This window comes from Pseudomonas sp. VD-NE ins (assembly GCF_031882575.1).
In the GTDB taxonomy this organism is placed as follows: Bacteria; Pseudomonadota; Gammaproteobacteria; order Pseudomonadales; family Pseudomonadaceae; genus Aquipseudomonas; species Aquipseudomonas fluorescens_BZ.
This window is the reverse complement of sequence record NZ_CP134772.1, coordinates 3,115,827-3,135,265: the sequence shown is the minus strand read 5'-3', so window position 1 is coordinate 3,135,265 and position 19,439 is coordinate 3,115,827. Positions and strand designations below refer to the sequence as shown.

The 19,439-nt window shown below is 60.7% G+C and carries 17 protein-coding genes and 1 pseudogene; 15 read left to right on the top strand and 3 right to left on the bottom strand.

The window, feature by feature from the left end:
• Positions 1 to 20 precede the first annotated feature (20 nt).
• From RMV17_RS13820 to RMV17_RS13800, 5 genes are all read left to right on the top strand, one after another.
• On the top strand, positions 21 to 953 hold the full coding sequence (locus tag RMV17_RS13820) for an AraC family transcriptional regulator (RefSeq protein ID WP_311886874.1): 933 nt from the start codon (positions 21 to 23) through the stop codon (positions 951 to 953).
• A gap of 77 nt (positions 954 to 1,030) precedes the next feature.
• Entirely contained in the window at positions 1,031 to 1,486 is a 456-nt protein-coding gene (locus RMV17_RS13815; protein WP_007915396.1) for a (2Fe-2S)-binding protein, read from the top strand.
• On the top strand, positions 1,486 to 3,738 hold the full coding sequence (locus tag RMV17_RS13810; protein WP_311886873.1) for a molybdopterin cofactor-binding domain-containing protein: 2,253 nt from the start codon (positions 1,486 to 1,488) through the stop codon (positions 3,736 to 3,738). Before RMV17_RS13815 ends, RMV17_RS13810 begins: the two co-directional genes overlap by 1 nt.
• Positions 3,739 to 3,755: 17 nt before the next feature.
• Positions 3,756 to 5,108: a cytochrome c gene (locus RMV17_RS13805; RefSeq protein ID WP_311886872.1), complete on the top strand. Its 1,353-nt coding sequence runs from the start codon at positions 3,756 to 3,758 to the stop codon at positions 5,106 to 5,108.
• A 12-nt stretch (positions 5,109 to 5,120) separates the two neighbouring features.
• A complete protein-coding gene (locus tag RMV17_RS13800; protein WP_311886871.1) occupies positions 5,121 to 6,125 on the top strand; it encodes an XdhC family protein in 1,005 nt (334 codons plus the stop codon).
• Positions 6,126 to 6,133: 8 nt separating this feature from the next.
• Here the strand turns inward: RMV17_RS13800 and RMV17_RS13795 are convergent, their stop codons facing one another.
• Entirely contained in the window at positions 6,134 to 6,721 is a 588-nt protein-coding gene (locus RMV17_RS13795) for a TetR family transcriptional regulator (RefSeq protein ID WP_311886870.1), read from the bottom strand.
• Between the two features lie 149 nt (positions 6,722 to 6,870).
• On the opposite strand from RMV17_RS13795, the pseudogene RMV17_RS13790 reads away from it, so the two are divergent.
• The 6 genes and pseudogenes from RMV17_RS13790 to RMV17_RS13765 all read left to right on the top strand — a co-directional run bounded on the left by RMV17_RS13790 (position 6,871) and on the right by RMV17_RS13765 (position 12,441).
• Positions 6,871 to 7,970 (top strand): annotated as a pseudogene (locus RMV17_RS13790) (alkene reductase).
• Positions 7,971 to 8,009: 39 nt separating this feature from the next.
• Positions 8,010 to 8,798, top strand: coding sequence for an SDR family oxidoreductase (locus tag RMV17_RS13785; protein WP_311886869.1), 789 nt, complete (start codon positions 8,010 to 8,012; stop codon positions 8,796 to 8,798).
• An 82-nt stretch (positions 8,799 to 8,880) separates the two neighbouring features.
• Positions 8,881 to 9,750, top strand: coding sequence for an alpha/beta hydrolase (locus RMV17_RS13780; protein WP_311886868.1), 870 nt, complete (start codon positions 8,881 to 8,883; stop codon positions 9,748 to 9,750).
• A gap of 46 nt (positions 9,751 to 9,796) precedes the next feature.
• Entirely contained in the window at positions 9,797 to 10,795 is a 999-nt protein-coding gene (locus RMV17_RS13775) for an NADP-dependent oxidoreductase (protein ID WP_311887044.1), read from the top strand.
• Positions 10,796 to 10,895: 100 nt separating this feature from the next.
• Positions 10,896 to 11,798, top strand: a complete 903-nt coding sequence (locus RMV17_RS13770) for a bestrophin family ion channel (protein ID WP_311886867.1) — start codon at positions 10,896 to 10,898, stop codon at positions 11,796 to 11,798.
• A gap of 100 nt (positions 11,799 to 11,898) precedes the next feature.
• Positions 11,899 to 12,441 carry a DUF3833 domain-containing protein gene (locus RMV17_RS13765; RefSeq protein ID WP_311886866.1) on the top strand — a complete coding sequence of 181 codons (543 nt, stop codon included), beginning with the start codon at positions 11,899 to 11,901 and terminating at the stop codon, positions 12,439 to 12,441.
• A gap of 112 nt (positions 12,442 to 12,553) precedes the next feature.
• Here the strand turns inward: RMV17_RS13765 and RMV17_RS13760 are convergent, their stop codons facing one another.
• Positions 12,554 to 13,426 (bottom strand): patatin-like phospholipase family protein, encoded by an 873-nt coding sequence (locus tag RMV17_RS13760; protein ID WP_311886865.1) that lies wholly within the window; start codon positions 13,424 to 13,426, stop codon positions 12,554 to 12,556.
• Between the two features lie 166 nt (positions 13,427 to 13,592).
• Between RMV17_RS13760 and RMV17_RS13755 the strand changes: the two genes are divergently transcribed.
• The 4 genes from RMV17_RS13755 to RMV17_RS13740 all read left to right on the top strand — a co-directional run bounded on the left by RMV17_RS13755 (position 13,593) and on the right by RMV17_RS13740 (position 19,087).
• Positions 13,593 to 14,231, top strand: a complete 639-nt coding sequence (locus tag RMV17_RS13755; protein WP_311886864.1) for a cytochrome b/b6 domain-containing protein — start codon at positions 13,593 to 13,595, stop codon at positions 14,229 to 14,231.
• Positions 14,228 to 15,013 carry a molybdopterin-dependent oxidoreductase gene (locus tag RMV17_RS13750; RefSeq protein WP_311886863.1) on the top strand — a complete coding sequence of 262 codons (786 nt, stop codon included), beginning with the start codon at positions 14,228 to 14,230 and terminating at the stop codon, positions 15,011 to 15,013. The genes RMV17_RS13755 and RMV17_RS13750 overlap by 4 nt, the downstream gene beginning before the upstream one ends.
• A gap of 265 nt (positions 15,014 to 15,278) precedes the next feature.
• Positions 15,279 to 17,684: a glucose/quinate/shikimate family membrane-bound PQQ-dependent dehydrogenase gene (locus RMV17_RS13745; RefSeq protein WP_311886862.1), complete on the top strand. Its 2,406-nt coding sequence runs from the start codon at positions 15,279 to 15,281 to the stop codon at positions 17,682 to 17,684.
• A 104-nt stretch (positions 17,685 to 17,788) separates the two neighbouring features.
• Positions 17,789 to 19,087 (top strand): carbohydrate porin, encoded by a 1,299-nt coding sequence (locus RMV17_RS13740; protein ID WP_311886861.1) that lies wholly within the window; start codon positions 17,789 to 17,791, stop codon positions 19,085 to 19,087.
• 62 nt (positions 19,088 to 19,149) lie between these two features.
• Here RMV17_RS13740 and RMV17_RS13735 read toward each other — a convergent pair whose 3' ends face one another.
• Positions 19,150 to 19,410, bottom strand: a complete 261-nt coding sequence (locus RMV17_RS13735; RefSeq protein WP_196251143.1) for a hypothetical protein — start codon at positions 19,408 to 19,410, stop codon at positions 19,150 to 19,152.
• Positions 19,411 to 19,439 lie beyond the last annotated feature (29 nt).

Here is a 19,439-nt window from a genome sequence, read left to right as displayed (position 1 = left end):
GTCAACAGGAGTGACCCGACATGATCGATACCCCCCTTCGCCTTGAGTCACCGTTGGCGTTGAACATTGACCCGCGCGTGAGCGCGCCGGGTGACTTCGCCACGGCCATACCCGGACTGTCGCTGTTTCGTCGCGACCAACCGGCGCCCCCCGCCGTGTGCATGATCGAACCCAGCCTGATTCTCGTCGGTCGCGGTGAAAAACGTCTGTGGGTCGGTGGTGAAGGCTACAGCTATGACCCTTCACGGTTTCTGGTCACGTCGCTGGATCTGCCCGCCAACTCCGAAGTGATGCTTGCCAGTCCAGAGCAGCCCTGTATCGGCCTCGTGCTGAAGCTGGATGTCAGCATGCTCGCCGAGGTCATCACCAAGAGCGGCTTGCCGGCCAAGCGCCAGCCATCAACGGGCACGGGCGCCGCGATTGGCAGCCTGTCGTCCGCGCTGGAGGGCGCACTTGATCGCCTGCTGGCGTTGCTCGATGAGCCCGAGGCGATTCCGGTGCTGGCGCCGCTGATTCTGCGCGAAATCCACTATCGGCTGCTGCACACCGACCAAGGCGCACGGCTGCGGCAGATCACGGCCGTCGATGGTCAGGGTTATCGCATTGCCAAGGCAATTGACTGGCTCAAGGTCAACTACACCGATGCCCTGCGCATCGACGACCTGGCCGCGCGGGTGCAGATGAGTGCGCCGACCTTTCACCATCATTTCCGTCAGCTCACCGGCATGAGTCCGCTGCAGTACCAGAAATGGCTGCGGCTCAACGAAGCGCGGCGGTTGATGTTGGTAGAACGCCTCGACGTATCGCGGGCGGCGTTTGCGGTCGGCTATGAAAGCCCTTCGCAGTTCAGCCGCGAATATGGCCGGCTGTTCGGCACAGCGCCGAGTCGAGACATCGCCCTCCTGCGCGGACAGCCATTCGAGGCAGAAGCGCTGGGCACAGTCGCGAATTGAACGAAAAACGGTGCTGCGCCTCGCCGCGTGTCACCGCTCATAACAATGCACGTCAACCGATGATCAGCGGGTGAATCATGGAACTACGAATCAACCAGAAGACCTATCAGGTCGATGCCGACGCCGATACGCCCTTGCTGTGGGTGATCCGCGATGATCTGGGCATGACCGGGACCAAGTACGGCTGCGGACTGGCGCAATGCGGCGCCTGCTCGGTGCTGGTGGATGGAAACGTCGTGCGTTCGTGCGTCACGCCGGTGGCCGGTGTGGTCGGCCGCGAGGTCACCACGATTGAAGCCATCGAAAGCGATGACGTGGGCAAACGGGTGGTCGCGACCTGGGTCGATCTGCAGGTCGCCCAGTGCGGCTATTGCCAGTCCGGGCAGGTGATGGCCGCCACCGCGTTGCTCAAGCAGAACCCCAAGCCAAGTGATGCGCAGATCGAGGCGGCGATGGTCAATCTTTGCCGCTGCGGGACCTACAACGCCATTCATGCCGCCGTGCATGAGCTGGCCGGCAAGGGAGACGCGTGATGAACGTTCGAATCGACCCTTCACAGCAAGCCTCGGTGCTGGATCTGCACGAGCCGATCAATGTATCGCGCCGACGTTTTCTCACCGGCACCGCCGTCGGCGCACTGGTCCTCGGCTTCGGCCTGCCGCTCGGTGCGACACGCGTGCAAGCTGCCGTTGCGGCAGCGACGGCCGAGCGCGGCACGCAGGTGCCGGCGTTTCTCGAGATCCGTCCGGACAACCGCGTGCGTCTGCTCTGCCCGTTCATGGAAGGCGGGCAAGGCACGTTCACCGCGATGGCGCAAATCGTCGGTGAAGAGCTGGATGCCGACCCGTCGACCTTTCTGGTCGAAGCCGCACCGCCCGGCGAGGCCTATGTGGTGTTGGAAAACGGCATGCGCATCACCGGCGGCAGTATGTCGGTGCGCATGAGCTACCCGGTGATGCGCCGCCTCGGCGCCCTCGCCCGCGCCATGTTGTTGCAGGCGGGTGCGCAGCAACTTGGCGTGCCGGTGAGTGAATTGACGACCGAGCCGGGCAAAGTCGTGCATGCCAAGTCGGGCCGCTCGTTGGCCTACGGTGAACTGGCCGAACGCGCGATGGATCTGCCGGTTCCTGATCCGGCCTCTGTGAAGCTGCGTGATCCGAGCCAGTTCCGCTGGATCGGCAAACCGGTGAAGCGCCTCGATGCCTACGACAAATCCACGGGCAAGGCGCTGTACAGCATCGATCTCAAGGTCGACAACATGCTCCATGCTGCCGTGCAACATGCCCCGCGCCTGGGCATGACCGTGGGCAACCTGCGCAACGAAGAGCAAGTCAAAGCGATGAAAGGCGTGCATTCCGTGCACCGTCTGCCGGGTGCCGTGGCGGTGGTTGCCGAGCGCTGGTGGCACGCCAAACGTGCCGTCGAGGCGATCCAGGTCGACTGGCAAGAGCCAACAGCCGAGAGCAAAGTGCGGCCGATGCCCGCTGACTTTTCCAGCGATGCCTGGTTCAAGCGCCTCGCTGAAGATAAAGGCCCGGCCAAAGATGATGAAAACGAAGGCGACGTGGCGGCGATTCTCAAGGAAACCAAGACCCGGATCGACGCCACCTACCACAACCAATACCTGAACCACGGACAGTTGGAGCCGCCGTCAGCTCTGGCCCGATTCAACCCGGACGGTTCGCTGGAAGTCTGGTTGCCGAATCAGGCACCGGACATGTTCCGCGCCGACATCGCCAAACGCACGGGCCTCGATATTTCGCGCATCACCTTGCATTCGCCGCTGCTGGGCGGGTTCTTTGGCCGGCATTTCCTCTACGATTCGGCCAGTCCCTACCCTCAGGCGATTGCGCTGTCCAAGGCAGTTGGCCGACCGGTCAAACTGATCTGGAGTCGCGAGGAAGAGTTTCTGCGTGACGTCCTCCGTCCCGTTGCTGCGGTGAACTTCCGTGCCGCGCTGGACAGCGACGGCTGGCCACTGGCAATCGAAGCGATCAGTGCCACCGAGGGCCCGACCGAAGCCCTCGCCGGCAAACAAGGAGAAAAACTCGACCCGACGGCGCTTGAAGGCTTGTCGGGCAAGTCCTACGCAATCCCCAACAAACGCATCGCGCAGATCTACGTCAAAGGCCCGGCGATGCTCGGTTACTGGCGTTCGGTGGGCAATTCGCTCAACGACTTCTTCTATGAATCGTTCCTTGATGAACTCGCCGACAAGGGCGGTAAGGACCCGTTCGACCTGCGTCTGCATTTGCTGCGTGACAACAAACGCCTGACCACCCTGCTGCAAGCGGTGGGTGAACTGTCGGGCGGCTGGAAGCGCGGGCCGTTTACCGCCGAGGATGGCAGCAAACGTGCGCGCGGCGTGGCCATGGCTTCGCCGTTCGGTACGGAGACAGCGGTGATCGCCGAGGTGTCCATCGAGAACGGCCAGGTCAAGGTGCACGACATCTGGCAGGCGATTGATCCGGGCAGCATCGTCAACCCGGCAATTGTCGAGGCGCAGGTCAATGGCGCCGTGGCGTTGGGGCTGTCGCAAACCCTGGTGGAAGAAGCCGTGTGGGTGGATGGCAAGCCTCGGGCGCGCAATTACGACTTGTATCCGATCCTGCCGCCTGCGCGGATGGCCCGGGTCCATGTGCGGGTGGTCGAGAGCGGAGAAAAAATGGGCGGCATCGGTGAACCGCCGTTGCCAGCGGTCGCGCCCGCCGTCGCTAACGCGGTGGCAAGGCTAACCGGTCAGCGGGTGCGCAGCCTGCCCATGAGCCGACACACCTTCACTTGATCAGCGCCGGAGCGTCCATGAATAACAGCCGATTCGCAAGAACCGCTGGCTGGCTGGCAGTGCCGTGCCTGGTCGCGGCAGGCCTGCTGGCCTGGTATGTCACCCGTGAGCCTGTCTCGCGCCTTGAAACCCATCAGATCGCCGTGGCCGACATCGACCCGGCACTGGTCGCACGTGGCGAGTACGTCGCCCGGCTCAGCGATTGCGTAGCCTGTCACAGCGTGCCGGGTGGCGCGCCATTCGCCGGCGGCCTGGAAATGGCCACGCCACTGGGCGCGATCCACGCGACCAATATCACTCCGGACACGGACACCGGCATCGGCCACTACAGCCTGGCGGATTTCGACCGGGCGGTGCGGCACGGCGTGGCCCCCGACAGTCGCCGTTTGTACCCGGCGATGCCCTACCCGTCCTACGCCAAGCTGAGTGACGATGATGTACGAGCGCTGTATGCGTTCTTCATGAAAGGCGTGGCGCCGGTGAAACAGGCGAACATACCCGGTTCGATTCCGTTTCCGCTGAACCTGCGCTGGCCGATTGCGCTGTGGAACGGTGTATTTGTCGATGCCGAACCGTATGCGGCCAAACCGTCGCAGGATCAACAGTGGAACCGTGGCGCTTACCTCGTCCAGGGCGCCGGGCATTGCGGCAGTTGCCACACGCCGCGCGGCCTGGCGTTCAACGAGAAGGCACTGGATGAGACCGGTAAACCGTACCTCGCTGGTGCGTTGCTCGATGGCTGGTATGCACCGAGCCTGCGCGATGATCACAACACCGGACTGGGCCGCTGGAGCGAGCAAGAGATCGTGCAGTTCCTCAAGACCGGGCGCAACCAACACGCGGTGGTCTACGGCTCGATGACCGAAGCGTTCAACAACTCCACGCAGTTCATGAGCGATGACGATCTGACCGCGATTGCCCACTACCTGAAATCGCTTCCCGGGGATCGCGAACGGGACGGCGCGCCGTGGCAGTATCAAGCGGTTTCGGCAGCACAACGACTGGACTCGCCCGGTGCGCATACCTACGTGACGCGCTGTGCTTCGTGCCACGGCCTCGACGGCAAGGGGCAACCTGAATGGATGCCGCCGCTGGCCGGCGCCACCTCGGCACTGGCCAAGGAAAGCGCCTCGGCGATCAACATCACCCTCAATGGCTCGCAGCGTGTCGTCGCGGCTGGCGTGCCGGATGCCTATCGCATGCCGGCCTTCCGTGAACAGCTGTCGGATCAGCAGATAGCCGAAGTGCTGACGTTCATGCGCAGCACCTGGGGCAATCAGAGCACAGCGGTTGATGCGCAGACGGTAGGCAAACTGCGTGAACACACCGATCCGGCCAGCAGCAGCCCGATCATTCTGCAGATGCGCTAAGAGGAGACACTGATGGAAAGCATCGACTTGCTGGTCCTGCGCACGGCGCGGGACTGGCTTGCCGCTGGCGAGCGTGTATTGCTCGCCACGGTGGCGCGCACTTGGGGTTCTTCACCGCGGCCGACCGGTTCTATGATGGCTTTGCGTGACGACGGTCGCGTGGTGGGCAGCGTGTCCGGCGGCTGCATCGAGGACGATCTGATCCATCGCTACACCACGGCCCATGGCGGCAGTGTTTTTAGCGACAGCGCACCGCAAGTGATGCGCTATGGCGTCAGTGCCGATGAAGCGCATCGCTTCGGCTTGCCGTGCGGTGGCACGCTGGAACTGATCCTTGAGTTCAACCCGGCGTGGCAGTCACTTGATGAGCTGCTGACGCAACTGGACGCCGGGCAACTGGTTCGCCGTCGCCTGACGCTGGAGTCCGGTCAGGTCACATTTGAATCTACCGCAACGCCGGAACAATTCAGCTTCGATGGCGCGCAGATGCTCAACACCTTGGGACCGGGCTATCGGATGCTGATGATCGGTGCCGGCGCGCTGGCCGAGTATCTGGCGACCATGGCGTTGTTCAACGGTTTCAAGGTGGCGGTGTGCGATCCGCGTCCCGAGTACATCGAAACCTGGGCGGTCGATGGCGTGGAGCGCATCGTCGGCATGCCGGATGACGTGGTGCGCGACTTCGCGGTCGATCTGCGCACCTGCATCGTCGCCTTGAGTCATGACCCCAAACTCGACGATCTGGCCTTGCTCGAAGCGCTCCACGGCCCGGCGTTCTATATCGGCGCCATCGGCTCGCGGCGCAACAGCCAACTGCGCCGCGAACGCCTGATCGAGCATTTTGGTGAAACCGAGGCGTCGCTTGCGCGCCTGCACGGACCGATCGGCCTGTACATCGGCAGCAAGACGCCTGCGGAAATCGCCGTTAGCGTGATGGCCGAGATTCTTGCGGCGAAGAATGGCGCCCGCCTGCCGCAAGCGTTTTCCATTGCCAGGGCCAAAGCGCTCGCGGAATGAGCCGCGCTTTACTCTGCGTCGTCGTTATCGGACGGCAACGAAGCGAGCATTTCCGCGCGGCACACTTCAAGGATTTCGTCTGCCAGCGCGGAATCATCCGGGCAGGCACGCGACAGGATAATCGCGCCGACGGCCCGCGACAGCAGATCAATCATCTTCTTGCGCCCCTCACCCGCCTCGGCCTCCGGCCCTGTCGGGTACTTCTCGCCCAGGGTTTGCAGGGTCTGCTCAATGCCCTCGGCAAACGTTGCTTTCACCTCATCTGACTGGCGCGCCGCGTCGCCGCCCAACGCGGCCATGGTGCAACCGTCGCCACGTCCGTCGCGATGTTCTCTGTTCACATAGACGTTGATGAAGCCCGGAACATCCAGCGCTTGGGCGGCTGTCAGCGATTTGGCCAGACTGCACGCCGAGGCTTCGGCCATCAGGTCGGCTTTCGACCCGAAGTGTTTGTAGAAACCGCCATGGGTAAAACCGGCGGCCGCCATGAGGTCCGCCACGCCGACGCCGTCAAAGCCGCGCTCACGAAACAGTTCTGAGGCAGTTTCAACGATGTGTTCTCGATTGGCCTGCGCCTGGGCCTTGGTCACTCTCACGTGCAATACCTCGTGTTTCCGCGAAAATCCTGCGTCCGATGATACATAGATGTTGGCCATAATCAAAACCATTGACAGTTTAGATTTCGATCATCATCCTAATTGCTCGCACCATCGATCTTCATCAACGGGCACGGAAGAAACATCAGATGACCGAGCAAACCCTGTTCTCCCCTTACACACTGGGCAATCTCACGCTGTCGAACCGCGTCGTTCTCGCGCCGCTGACACGCAATCGCGCCGGCCAAGGTTTCGTTCCCGGCGAATTCGCCGCAACCTATTACAGCCAACGTGCCAGCGCCGGTTTGCTGATCAGCGAAGCCACGCAGATCTCCCGACAGGGCCAGGGTTATCAGGACACCCCGGGGATCTACACGCCGGCACAAATCGACGGCTGGCGCGCCGTGACCGACGCGGTGCATGCCAAGGCGGAAAAATCTTCCTGCAACTCTGGCATGTCGGCCGCGTCTCGCACGTCGACCTGCAAGAACACGGCGCCGCCCCTGTCGCCCCTTCTGCGCTGCGCGCCGCCACCAAAGTGTTCGTCAACAACCGCTTCGAAGATGTCTCCGAGCCGCGCGCACTGGACATCAGCGAACTGCCAGGCATCGTCAACGATTTCCGTCAGGCGGCGGCCAACGCGATCGCCGCTGGCTTCGATGGCGTGGAAATTCACGGTGCCAACGGCTACCTGCTCGATCAATTCCTCAAGGACAACGCCAATCTGCGCACCGATGCTTACGGCGGCTCGATTGAAAATCGTGCGCGTCTGTTGCTCGAAGTGGCGGTGGCTGTGATCAATAAAATTGGTGCAGAGCGCACCGGCGTGCGCCTGTCACCCGTGTCGCCGGCCAATGGCGTATCCAGCAGCGATCCGCAGGCGCAATTCGATTACCTCGTCGAACAACTCGACGCCCTCGGCGTGGTTTACCTGCACGTGGTCGAAGGCGCGACCGGCGGCCCGCGTGACGTGGCGCCCTTCGATTTCGCCGCGCTGCGCCAACGCTTCAAAAACACTTACATCGCCAACAACGGCTATGACCTCGATCTGGCGACTTCGAAGCTCGCTGAAGACCAGGCCGACCTGATCGCCTTCGGTCGCCCGTTCATTGGCAACCCGGATCTGGTGGAGCGCCTGAAACGTGGCGCGTCGCTGTCGGCGTTCAATACCGCCACCCTCTATGGCGGCGGCGCGGCAGGCTACATCGATTACCCGACATTGGCTGAATCGAGCGTCAGCGCAAGCTGAGCGCGTTCTGTTTCTCACATCCTCAAAGAGAGATACCCCATGAGCACTCGCCCTACTGTTCTGATCACTGGCGCCTCCACCGGCATTGGCGCCGTCTACGCCGAACGCTTTGCGCAACGCGGCCACGATCTGGTATTGGTCGCCCGCGATCAGGCGCGCCTGGACGCACTGGCCGCGCGCTTGCGCAGCGAACATGACGTCGCCGTCGATGTGATCCCGGCGGACCTGACTCAATCCAGCGATCTGACCACCGTCGAAAGCCGCCTGCGCGACGACGCCCGCATCGGCATCCTCGTCAATAACGCCGGCGCCGCACTGTCCGGCCATTTCGTCGAGCAAAGCACCGACAAAGTGGCGCAACTGGTCGCCCTCAACACCACGGCGCTGGTGCGGCTCGCCAGCGCCATTGCTCCACGCCTGGCCAAGGCCGGTGACGGTGCGATCATCAACATCGGTTCGGTGGTGGGTCTCGCGCCGGAATTCGGCATGACGGTCTACGGTGCGACCAAGGCCTTTGTGCTGTTCCTGTCCCAAGGTTTGAGCCTGGAACTGTCGCCTCAGGGCGTCTACGTGCAGGCCGTGCTGCCGGCCGCCACGCGCACGGAAATCTGGGATCGCTCCGGCGTCGACATCAACACCCTGAGCGAAATCATGGAAGTGGGCGATCTGGTGGATGCCGCTCTCGTCGGCTTCGATCGTCGCGAACCTGTGACCATTCCGCCGCTGCACGAAGCAGAGCGCTGGGATGTCCTGCAGGGCGCACGTCTGGGCCTGATCGGGCAAATCCGTCAATCCGCGGTTGCTCAGCGTTACCAGACTCCAGAATGATCTTCAGGTAGTGAACATTTGCGGCGGATTCGATGCGGGCGCAAGTCACTGCACCGAATCCGGCCCGCTGTCCGGAGTAACAATGAATCCAACGCAGACAAATTCCCCTTCGGGTTCGCCAACGTCATTCATCAACGCGGCGAACCAATCGATCACGGCCAACGGTATTCGATTCGCCTACCGCGATATCGGCCCCACTACCGGCGTGCCCCTCGTACTGTTCAACCACTGGGGCGCGGTGCTCGACAACTTCGATCCGGCGATCATCGATGGCCTGGCGCAAACCCGACGCGTCATCACCACCGACTATCGCGGCATCGGCGGTTCGGGTGGAACCGCGCCACTGACCGTCGGCGAGATGGCTGACGATGCCATCCGGTTGATCCGCGCGCTGGGGCTGGAAACCGTTGATGTGCTCGGCTTCTCCCTCGGCGGTTTCGTCGCTCAGGACATCGCTCTGAAGGCGCCTGAACGGGTGCGGCGGTTGATTCTGACCGGCACCGGGCCGGCCGGCGGCAGCGGTATCGACAAGGTGGGCCCGGTGTCGTGGCCATTGATCCTCAAAGGCCTGCTGACCCTGCGCGATCCGAAGTTCTACCTGTTCTTCACCTCGACAGCCAATGGCCGTCGATCTGCCTCGCAGTATTTGCAGCGTCTGCAAACCCGCAAGAACAATCGCGACCAAGGCCCGACGCCCCGTGCTTTCCTGCGCCAGTTGAAAGCGATCACCGCGTGGGGCAAACAGCCGCCGCAAGACATCGGGCGCTTGCGGGCACCGACGCTGGTCGTCAACGGCGACACCGACATCATGGTGCCGAGCGTCAATTCGTTTGAACTGGCCAAGCGTATCCCCAACGCAGAGCTGGTGATTTATCAAGATGCCGGTCACGGCGGGATTTTCCAGCACCACGATGATTTTGTGGCCAAGGCGCAGGCGTTCCTCGATGCCTGACCACGCACCGGCTACCCTCCCTACAACCGACAAGAGCCGCACCTCGATGAAAGCCTTTCTGATTGATCGCTACGGCGAGCACCCCGGACGCCTCGGCGAAGCGCCAGCGCCTGAAGTGGGGGACCACGACGTCCTGATCGAGGTCCATGCCAGCAGCGTCAACGTGCTGGACTCGAAGATCAGCACAGGCGAATTCAAGCTGATCCTGCCCTACGCGTTGCCGCTGATTCTGGGCAACGACCTGGCGGGTGTCGTGGTGACGGTTGGCGCGCAAGTGACACGCTTCAAAGCGGGTGACGAGGTGTACGCTCGCGCGCCGGAAGCACGGATCGGCACGTTCGCCGAAAGGATTGCCGTGAACGAGAACGCGATCGCCCTGAAACCGGCCAATACCAGCATGGCGCAAGCCGCGTCCCTGCCCTTGGTGGCACTGACTGCCTGGCAAGTGCTGGTCGACACCGCCTGCCTGCAAAAGGGGCAGAAGGTGCTGATTCACGCTGGCTCCGGCGGCGTCGGTACCGTTGCCATTCAACTTGCCAAGCACCTCGGTGCCTTTGTCGCCACAACCACCAGCACCGCGAATGTCGCATGGGTCAAGACGCTGGGGGCTGACGTGGTCATCGATTATAAAAAGCAGCACTTTGAGAATGTCTTGCACGGCTACGACGTGGTGTTGAACAGCCTCGGCGCCGATGTCCTGAGGAATTCACTCAAGGTGCTCAAGCCCGGTGGCCAGCTGATTTCCATCTCTGGGCCGCCCACTGTGCAGTTTGCGCAGGAGCAAGGGTTGTCCTGGCCATTGCAGCAGGTCATGCGCCTATTGAGCCTCGGCATTCGGCGTAAGGCACGCAAGCAAGACGTCAGGTACACGTTCGTGTTCATGCGCGCCAACGGCGCCCAACTGCAACAGATCAGCGCACTGGTTGAGGTCGGCATCATCAAACCGGTGATTGATCGAACGTTCCCTTTTGAATCAACGGCAGAGGCGCTGAATTATGTCGAGCAGGGACGCGCCAAGGGCAAGGTCGTTGTTACGATCAAATGACGACACTGCTGATCACCTGAGATCAAGCACCGAACCTTTACCCCGAAAACAGCGTCCGAGCTAAGGCATCAATGCTTCCCGCTCGCCACGAGGTTTCCGTTTGAAAGCTGCCATCGTCAAAAAATACCGCCTGATCATCAAGACCCTGGGCTATGTTGGCTGGGCGTTGTTCTGGCTGCTGCTCTGGGACATAGCTGTCACGGTGGACTTCATGCTGTTCCTCAACGCCAAGCTGAATCTGCCATTGATGCCTCTGACGTTATTAGGTTCGGCATTGATCGTGCTGATCAGTTTCCGCAACAGCAGTGCTTACAACCGCTGGTGGGAAGCACGGACGTTGTGGGGTTCGATGATCAACAACTCGCGCAGCTTCGCCCGGCAGGTGCTGACGCTGCTGGATGATCCCGGCAGCGAGGTGAATCCGGTCAAGTCGACCTTGTTGCGCCGGCATGTGGCCTATGTGAACTGCCTCGCGGCGCATCTGCAAGGCCAGCCTTGTCCTGAGGAAGTCCGGGCATTTATTCCAGCTGATGAGTTCGCGCGCAGTGGCACCACCAATAACTTTGCCAACGATATTCTCACCGGTTCCGCGACCTTGCTCGCAAGGGAATACAAGGCCGGACGTCTCGACAGCATTCGCCTGGCGCGGCTGGAATCAACCCTGGTGGATTTGTCCAACAGCCAGGGCGGCATGGAGCGGATCGCCAATACACCGTTGCCCTACCCTTATGTGTACTTTCCGCGGCTGTTTATTTCGCTGTTCTGCCTGATCGTGCCGGTCGGACTGGTCGAGTCCTTGGGCTGGTTTACGCCGCTGGCGTCGACCGTGGTCGGCTTCATGTTGCTGGCCATCGAGCGCATCGGCACTGATTTGCAAAGCCCGTTTCGCCACAGCGAACATCAGATCCAGATGGAAGCGCTGTGCGAAACCATCGAGAAAAACCTGCAATCGATGCAGCGTGATTCGTTGGGTGATGTGCGCAGGCTTGAACAGAACGCTTGAGGTGCAGGAGTCGTGAACCGTCAGAAAGATTGCCGATTCATTGTCAGGTGATTTTTTTTCAGCCTATCTTCAATAAAACCTGCAACCAGGGAGCAAGGCAATGATCCGATTTCTGCTGTCACTGGCACTGGTACTCAGCGTCGCAAGCTGCGGCAGCGTGGATGTCGCCCGTTATGCCGATCAACAACCGGCTTTAGACCTGCAGCGCTTTTTCAGCCAGCCCGTCAAAGCCTGGGGGATGTTTCAGAAGCGCAGCGGTGAAGTGGCCAAACGTTTCGAGGTCAACATCGTCAGCCGGCGTGAGGGCAACAACCTGATTCTCGACGAGCGCTTCCTGTACAGCGACGGCACGCGCCAACGTCGCGTCTGGACGCTCACGCCCGAAGGCCAGGGGCGCTGGAGCGGTCGCGCGGCCGACGTAGTGGGTGTCGCCGAAGGCCAGGTCGCGGGCAACACGTTGCACTGGCGTTATCGCCTGAACCTGCCGGTCGATGACTCGACCTACGAAATGAGCATGGACGACTGGATGTACCTGATGGATGAGGACACGTTGATCAACCGCACCAGCATGTCCAAGTTCGGCGTAGAGGTTGGCCAGGTGACGTTGTTCTTCCGTCGCCAGGCTGCTGGAACCAGCGAATGAACCCCGAATTGACGCTGGCCTCGCGCGGCGACGGGTATCGCGCGCTGGTTTTTCGCTCACTCACGCCCGTATGAGTCGTGAGGCTTCGCGGCTGTCAGACTACCTGTTGAAATCACTCGTCAGCCAACTGATGGGTATGCGCCAGCAATGCGTCGGGTATCCCGTCGCGGATCAAGCCACCCTCTTCGATCCAGGTACGGGTTGATCGATAAGCACGTTGCAGCAGTTGATCTGTCTGGTTGAAATCGAAGACTGAAGCGTCCAGCGGGCACAACGGCGGTACGACATGGATGGCTGAACGCGCACGGTACAACTCGATGTCACGCACCAGTTGACGCATGCTCATCAGGTTAAGCGTATGCAAGGCTAACGCAACCAGGCCACTGGGCGGGCACGGGCAGGCGCAACCGAACCCGGTGGGCAAAACCACGACCCGCGTTGCTCCCAATGTCACGGCACTGGCAATCGGTGTGTTGCTGGCTACCCCGCCGTCGACCAGAAACTTTTCGCCCACTCGCACACAGGGAAACACGAGAGGAATTGCCGCGCTGGCGAGCAAGGCTTGTTCAGCGTTGCCACGGGACAAAAGCTCTTCAGCACCGCTGAGCAAATTGGTGGTGACAATATAAAGGGGTAACTCGGTGTCTTCGATCAATTTGACCGGCAGTGAGCGACTCACCAAACGATGCAGTGCTGACGCACTCAGCAGGTGACCGCGACGATTCAGAATGCCCCTGAAGGTGTCGAGCGCCGAGAACGGAAATACGTCCGACTTGCGCAGGCTGCGCCAGAAGTCCGCGAGTTCGCTTACGCCTTTGGCATTCGGCCTGGCTGCAAAGTAGGCACCGTTGATGGCGCCGACCGAGGCTCCAATCACCAGGTCAAAGACAACGTCAGCCTCCACCAGGGCCTGTAACATCCCGACCTGAACCGCCCCCAGGCTGCCACCGCCGGCCAAAACAAGCGCTGTTTTCATAGCTGACATCACCCTGCCCTCATCGCCCTCTCAAGGTAACAAGCCTAGCTGGCGGGTGACCGTTACCACGAGATTAATGACCCTCTGCCCTTATTGATGGCAGACATTCGAGCCTGGGTTAGCGTCTACACTCGACAGTAGGTCATGACGTTATTCAGATGGGGAGCTTTCTCCAATGCAATCTGCACCTGAAACACTCAGTGCCGCCAAGCCGGAGCCACGCAACAGCCATCCTGTCTGGTTGAGACTGGCCCACTGGCTGAACGCCCTGGCAGTACTGGTCATGGTCACGAGCGGTTGGCGTATATACAACGCCTCTCCCCTCTATGGTTTCGAATTCCCCAACTCGATCACTTTGGGAGGCTGGCTCGGAGGGGCATTGCAATGGCATTTCGCAGCAATGTGGATGCTGGTCTTCGTCGGCCTTTTCTACCTGCTGTTCAATGTTTTTGGCGGCCGGTTATCACGACGATTCTTTCCTGTATCCCCCCGAGGCTTTTTTCACGATCTGTGGTCTGCACTGCATGGGCGGCTGGGGCATGACGATATCGGCCATTACAACCACGTGCAGCGTGTGGCGTATCTGTTCGTGATGCTCGACATTGTCGTTCTGGTGATGTCCGGGTTGGTCCTGTGGAAGTCAGTGCAGTTTCCGCTTCTACGCGAGCTGATGGGCGGTTACGACAGCGCGCGGCATGTGCACTTCATTGCGATGTCCTTGTTGGTGGCTTTCATCGCCGTGCATCTGGTTATGGTCGCCCTGGTCCCCAAGACGTTATTGGCCATGATCGCCGGCCATAAGGAACACGTATGAACAAGCGCGAGCCAGGACCGGAGCTGGATAAGGCGGCCATTTTGCAGGAGGCTCGAGCAATCATCTCGCTCAAGGTCGAAGATCGCTCACGACGCGCCTTCCTGCTGCGCGGTTTGACCCTTGGCGGCGTGGCCATGCTGTCGGGGTGCAACATTTCCGATAACGACGACGTTGAAACGGCCCTGTCGTCGATGTCGCGCTTCAATGACAGGGTTCAGGGCTGGCTGTTCAATCCCAACGCCATGGCCCCTACCTACCCGGAGTCGATGATTACGCGACCGTTTCCCTTCAATGCCTTTTACGGCATTGACGAAGCACCGGTCGTCGATGCAGGCAGCTACCGCCTGGAGGTTTCCGGCCTGGTCGCCGACAAGCACAGCTGGACGCTTGAGCAATTGCGTGCCATGGCCCAGACCGATCAGATCACCCGACACATTTGCGTCGAAGGCTGGAGCGCCATCGGGCGCTGGGGCGGTGTGCGCTTCAGTGAATTCCTCTCGCGCATCGGTGCCGACACTGATGCCAGGTACGTCGGGTTCAAATGTGCGGACGATTACTACACCAGTATCGACATGCCCACGGCCCTGCATGCGCAAACCCTGCTGACGCTGACCTACGACGGGGCCGTCCTGCCGCGTGAATATGGCTTTCCAATGAAGCTGCGCATGCCGACCAAGCTTGGCTACAAGAACCCCAAACACATTCAATCGATTTTCGTCACTAATACCTACCCTGGGGGTTACTGGGAAGACCAGGGTTACAACTGGTTTGGCGGCAGCTGATGCGCGTTTTGCGGTTGTGTGGGTCGACTGAGCATTGATGGCTGGCGGAGTGCAGATGATGGCGGAGCTGTCATAACCCCCATTATCCCTGGCAAAACAGCGTCTTTTGCAGTCACTCAAAAGCGTTGCCAAACCCGCTGAACGCGCCAGTTCCGGCTCAGGCGCGTTATCAAAGAACCAACAACGCTTTATTACTGAATTAGTGATTTAACTAGATAGTTACCTAATTATATAATGCGCGCCTCATTTCAACGGGACACTCAACGTGAAGCAGAGTCAACGCCTCTCGGGCATATCAAAATTCATTCTGGTCGGGCTGGGCGTCGTCATCGCCCTTCTCGGCTTGGCGCTGGCTGCGGGCGGCGTGAAGTTGGTCAGCCTGGGAGGCTCGTGGTACTTCCTGGTGGGTGGCTTGGTCATGGCCGTTTCCGGTCTGCTGATCGCGCGCTTCAAGCTGGCCGGTGCGTGGCTGTTCGCCGCGTTCCTGGTGGGCACCGCGATCTGGGCGGTGAGCGATGCCGGGCTGGTGTTCTGGCCGGTGTTCTCGCGTCTGTTCATGTTCAGCGTGATCGGTCTGGTCGTGGCGCTGGTCTATCCGCTGCTCAAGCGTGCCAACGGCAGTGTTGCGGGTCGCGGCGCTTACGCCGTGGCTGCGGTGCTGGCGGTCGGCGTGGTTGTGGCGGCTGGCAACATGTTCGTTGCTCACCCGACCGTTGCCGCAACCGGCACCGGCCCGGGCCTGACCCCGGTCGAGCCGGACAAAGCGCAAAAGGACTGGGCCCACTACGGTAATACCGAAGGTGGCAGCCGTTTCGCTGCGCTGGACCAGATCAACCGCAACAACGTCGACAAGCTGAAAGTGGCGTGGACCTACCACACCGGTGACATCGCCGAGAGCGATGGCAACGGTGCTGAAGACCAGCTGACCCCGCTGCAGGTTGGCAACAAGGTGTTCATCTGCACCCCGCACAACAACCTGATCGCCCTCGATGCCGACACCGGTAAAGAGCTGTGGAAGAACGCGATCAACGCCCAGTCGAAAGTCTGGCAGCGTTGCCGTGGCATGGCTTATTTCGACGCCACCGCCGCTATCGCTCAGCCGGCCAATTCGAAAATCATCGAAGCCAAGCCTGCTCCGGCCGCCAACTGCCAGCGTCGTCTGCTGACCAACACCATTGATGCCCGTCTGATCGCAGTCGATGCGGACACCGGCGAGTTCTGCCAGGGTTTCGGCAACAACGGCCAGGTTGATCTGAAGGCTGGTTTGGGTAATGTCCCAGACAGCTACTATCAGCTGTCCTCCGCTCCGTTGATGGCCGGCACCACCGTCGTGGTTGGCGGTCGCGTAGCTGACAACGTGCAAACCGATATGCCCGGTGGCGTAATCCGTGGTTTCGACGTGATCACCGGCGCCATGCGTTGGGCCTTCGACCCGGGCAACCCGCAGGATAAAAACGCACCGGCCGACGGCAGCACTTATGTGCGCAGCACGCCGAACAGTTGGGCGCCGATGTCCTATGACCCGGCGACCAACACCGTGTTCCTGCCGATGGGCAGTTCGTCGACCGACATCTATGGTGTCGAGCGCAGCAAACTCGATCACACCTACGGTGCTTCGATTCTCGCGCTGGATGCCACCAGCGGTGACGAGCGTTGGGTATTCCAGACCGTGCACAACGATCTCTGGGACTTCGACCTGCCGATGCAGCCGAGCCTGATCGACTTCACCAAGGACGGCAAAAGCATTCCGGCGCTGGTCATCGGCACCAAGGCCGGGCAGATCTACGTGCTCGACCGCGCCACCGGCAAACCGCTGACCGACGTTAAAGAGGTCCCGGTCAAAGCGGCGAACATCCCGAACGAACCGTACTCCCCTACCCAGCCGAAATCGGTGGGCATGCCAGAAATCGGTGCTCAGCACCTGACCGAATCGGACATGTGGGGCGCCACTCCGTACGATCAGTTGCTCTGCCGCATCGACTTCAAAGGCATGCGCTACGACGGCCTGTACACCGCGCCGGGCATGGACAAATCGCTGAGCTTCCCGGGTTCGCTGGGCGGCATGAACTGGGGCAGCATTTCCACTGACCCGGTGCACGGCTTTATCTTCGTCAACGACATGCGTCTGGGTCTGTGGATTCAGATGATTCCGTCGCAAAACAAAGGCCAGGCCGCTGGCGGTGGCGAAGCGCTGAACACGGGTATGGGCGCCGTACCGCTGAAAGGCACGCCTTACGCGGTGAACAAAAACCGCTTCCTGTCGGTAGCCGGCATTCCTTGCCAGGCACCACCGTTCGGCACGCTGACCGCGATCGACATGAAGACCCAGAAAATCGCTTGGCAGGTTCCGGTCGGCACCGTTGAAGACACCGGTCCGCTGGGCATCCGCATGCACCTGCCGATCAAGATCGGTCTGCCAACCCTCGGCGGCACCCTGTCGACCCAAGGTGGTTTGATCTTCATCGCCGGCACTCAGGACTTCTACCTGCGCGCGTTCAACAGCGGCAACGGTGAAGAAGTCTGGAAAGCACGCCTGCCAGTCGGCAGCCAGGGCGGCCCGATGACCTATGTTTCGCCGAAAACCGGCAAGCAATACATCGTCATCACCGCCGGTGGCGCGCGTCAGTCGACCGATCGTGGCGACTACGTGATGGCTTACGCCCTGCCGTAAACCACGGCGTCCACGTTAAACGCGGACGCTTGCTTCGAGCGCGGCACCTTCGGGTGCCGCGCTGCTTTCCCCCTATTGCTCAAGTTTTCTGCAGGAAGATTTACATGCTATCGGCTGTTGGTTTTTCCCGTTCCGACCTGTTCAAAGGCCTGTTGCTGGGCATCGCATGCACCACCACCCTCCCCGCGCTGGCCGACAACGATTCCGATCTGTTGACCCGCAGCACCCTTACCGGTGACTGGGGTGGCTTGCGTCACCAAATGGATGAACAAGGCATCAAATTCACCGGCGACTACAGCGGTGAAATGGCATACAACGCCGACGGTGGCCTGCATCGCTCGGCGCGTTACTCGCAGAACATCAAGCTCGGCGTGCAGTTCGACCTGAGCAAACTGTACGGCGTCGACAATGCCGGCAAAGTCCAGTTGACCATCAACGACCGCCGCGGCAACAGCGCCTCGGAAGACCTTGTCGGCAACCGTCTGCCGATCCAGGAAAACTACGGTGGCCTGTACACGCGCCTGACCGAACTGAGTTACGAGCGCAGCCTGTTTACTCCGGCGCTCAATGTGAAACTCGGTTACATGGCCATGGGTAATGACCTCGGCGGCCTCGACAGCGGCATTCTGTGCAACTTCATGAACGCCGGTTTCTGCGGCCATCCGCTGAACATGTCCGGCGGCAGCGGCTGGACCAACTACCCTAATGCGCGCCTCGGCGTGCGGGTGAAATACGACCTGTCGTCCTCGTGGCAACTGCGCGTGGCCGCGTTCAACATCGACCCGGAAAGCAACGGCAACTCCAGCCGTGCCTGGCACCTTGACCCTAAACACACCACCGGCACCGTGGTACCCATCGAGTTGGTGTACAAACACGCGGGCACCCTGCCCGGCGAATACAAGCTCGGCTACTACTACGACAGCTCTGATGTAAAACGCATCGGCAGCGACAAAGAAGTGTCCGGTCGCGGCGGTCATTACCTGCTGATCGATCAGGCCGTCTGGAACTCGTCGACGTCCGAAGGCCGCAGCTTGCACGCGTTCGGTCAGTACTCGGCGGCCAGCGAAGCGGCGTCACCGTTCAGCAAGTGGTACGGCACCGGCGTGGTTTTGTACAAACCGTTCGAAGGTCGTCCGCGTGACACAGTTGCATTGGGTTATGGCCGCGCCGTGCCGAACCCGCGCAGCCGTGACGTGCTGCAGGACGCCGCATTGAACAACGGCACGGCGTTCCCGAACCTGGACAGCGCCGAGCAATTGATCGAACTCGGCTACGGTTATCAGGCCACGCCGTGGCTGACGTTGCGCCCGAATGTGCAGTACATCATCGAGCCGGGGGCGTTTTCCGGGCAGGACATCGACAATGCGCTGGTGTTTGGTTTGCAGGTCAAAGCGGCGCTCTGATCTCCAAATAGCAGGCAATAAAAAACCCGGTTTGAATGCCGGGTTTTTTATTGTCTTCACGATCACTTTTTCTTTTTAGCCGGCTTGTCAGCCTTCTTCGTATCCTTGGCCTTCTCAGGCTTGCTGTCGGCTTTCTTGGCAGACTTCTTGGGCTCGGCATCTTTCTTCTTGTCTTTCTTGTCCTTGTCGGAGGACTTTGAAAGCGCCGAAGCTGCCGCTGATTTCTTCTCAGGTGATGACTTTTTGTCTTTCAGATCCTTGCTGGCTTTCGAAGCGTCACCTTTGTCTTTGCTTTTCTTTTCGTCTTTAGCCACGTTGACCACCTCTCGGAGTGTGCCGTGATTGACACAGC

What these genes read in the sequence shown, in the direction of transcription:
- RMV17_RS13760 (WP_311886865.1), bottom strand. Translation starts at nt 13,426, where the DNA reads ATGTCAGCTATGAAAACAGCGCTTGTTTTGGCCGGCGGTGGCAGCCTG.
- RMV17_RS13780 (WP_311886868.1), top strand. Translation starts at nt 8,881, where the DNA reads ATGAATCCAACGCAGACAAATTCCCCTTCGGGTTCGCCAACGTCATTC.
- RMV17_RS13815 (WP_007915396.1), top strand. Translation starts at nt 1,031, where the DNA reads ATGGAACTACGAATCAACCAGAAGACCTATCAGGTCGATGCCGACGCC.
- RMV17_RS13740 (WP_311886861.1), top strand. Translation starts at nt 17,789, where the DNA reads ATGCTATCGGCTGTTGGTTTTTCCCGTTCCGACCTGTTCAAAGGCCTG.
- RMV17_RS13820 (WP_311886874.1), top strand. Translation starts at nt 21, where the DNA reads ATGATCGATACCCCCCTTCGCCTTGAGTCACCGTTGGCGTTGAACATT.
- RMV17_RS13800 (WP_311886871.1), top strand. Translation starts at nt 5,121, where the DNA reads ATGGAAAGCATCGACTTGCTGGTCCTGCGCACGGCGCGGGACTGGCTT.
- RMV17_RS13755 (WP_311886864.1), top strand. Translation starts at nt 13,593, where the DNA reads ATGCAATCTGCACCTGAAACACTCAGTGCCGCCAAGCCGGAGCCACGC.
- RMV17_RS13805 (WP_311886872.1), top strand. Translation starts at nt 3,756, where the DNA reads ATGAATAACAGCCGATTCGCAAGAACCGCTGGCTGGCTGGCAGTGCCG.
- RMV17_RS13785 (WP_311886869.1), top strand. Translation starts at nt 8,010, where the DNA reads ATGAGCACTCGCCCTACTGTTCTGATCACTGGCGCCTCCACCGGCATT.
- RMV17_RS13810 (WP_311886873.1), top strand. Translation starts at nt 1,486, where the DNA reads ATGAACGTTCGAATCGACCCTTCACAGCAAGCCTCGGTGCTGGATCTG.
- RMV17_RS13765 (WP_311886866.1), top strand. Translation starts at nt 11,899, where the DNA reads ATGATCCGATTTCTGCTGTCACTGGCACTGGTACTCAGCGTCGCAAGC.
- RMV17_RS13775 (WP_311887044.1), top strand. Translation starts at nt 9,797, where the DNA reads ATGAAAGCCTTTCTGATTGATCGCTACGGCGAGCACCCCGGACGCCTC.
- RMV17_RS13750 (WP_311886863.1), top strand. Translation starts at nt 14,228, where the DNA reads ATGAACAAGCGCGAGCCAGGACCGGAGCTGGATAAGGCGGCCATTTTG.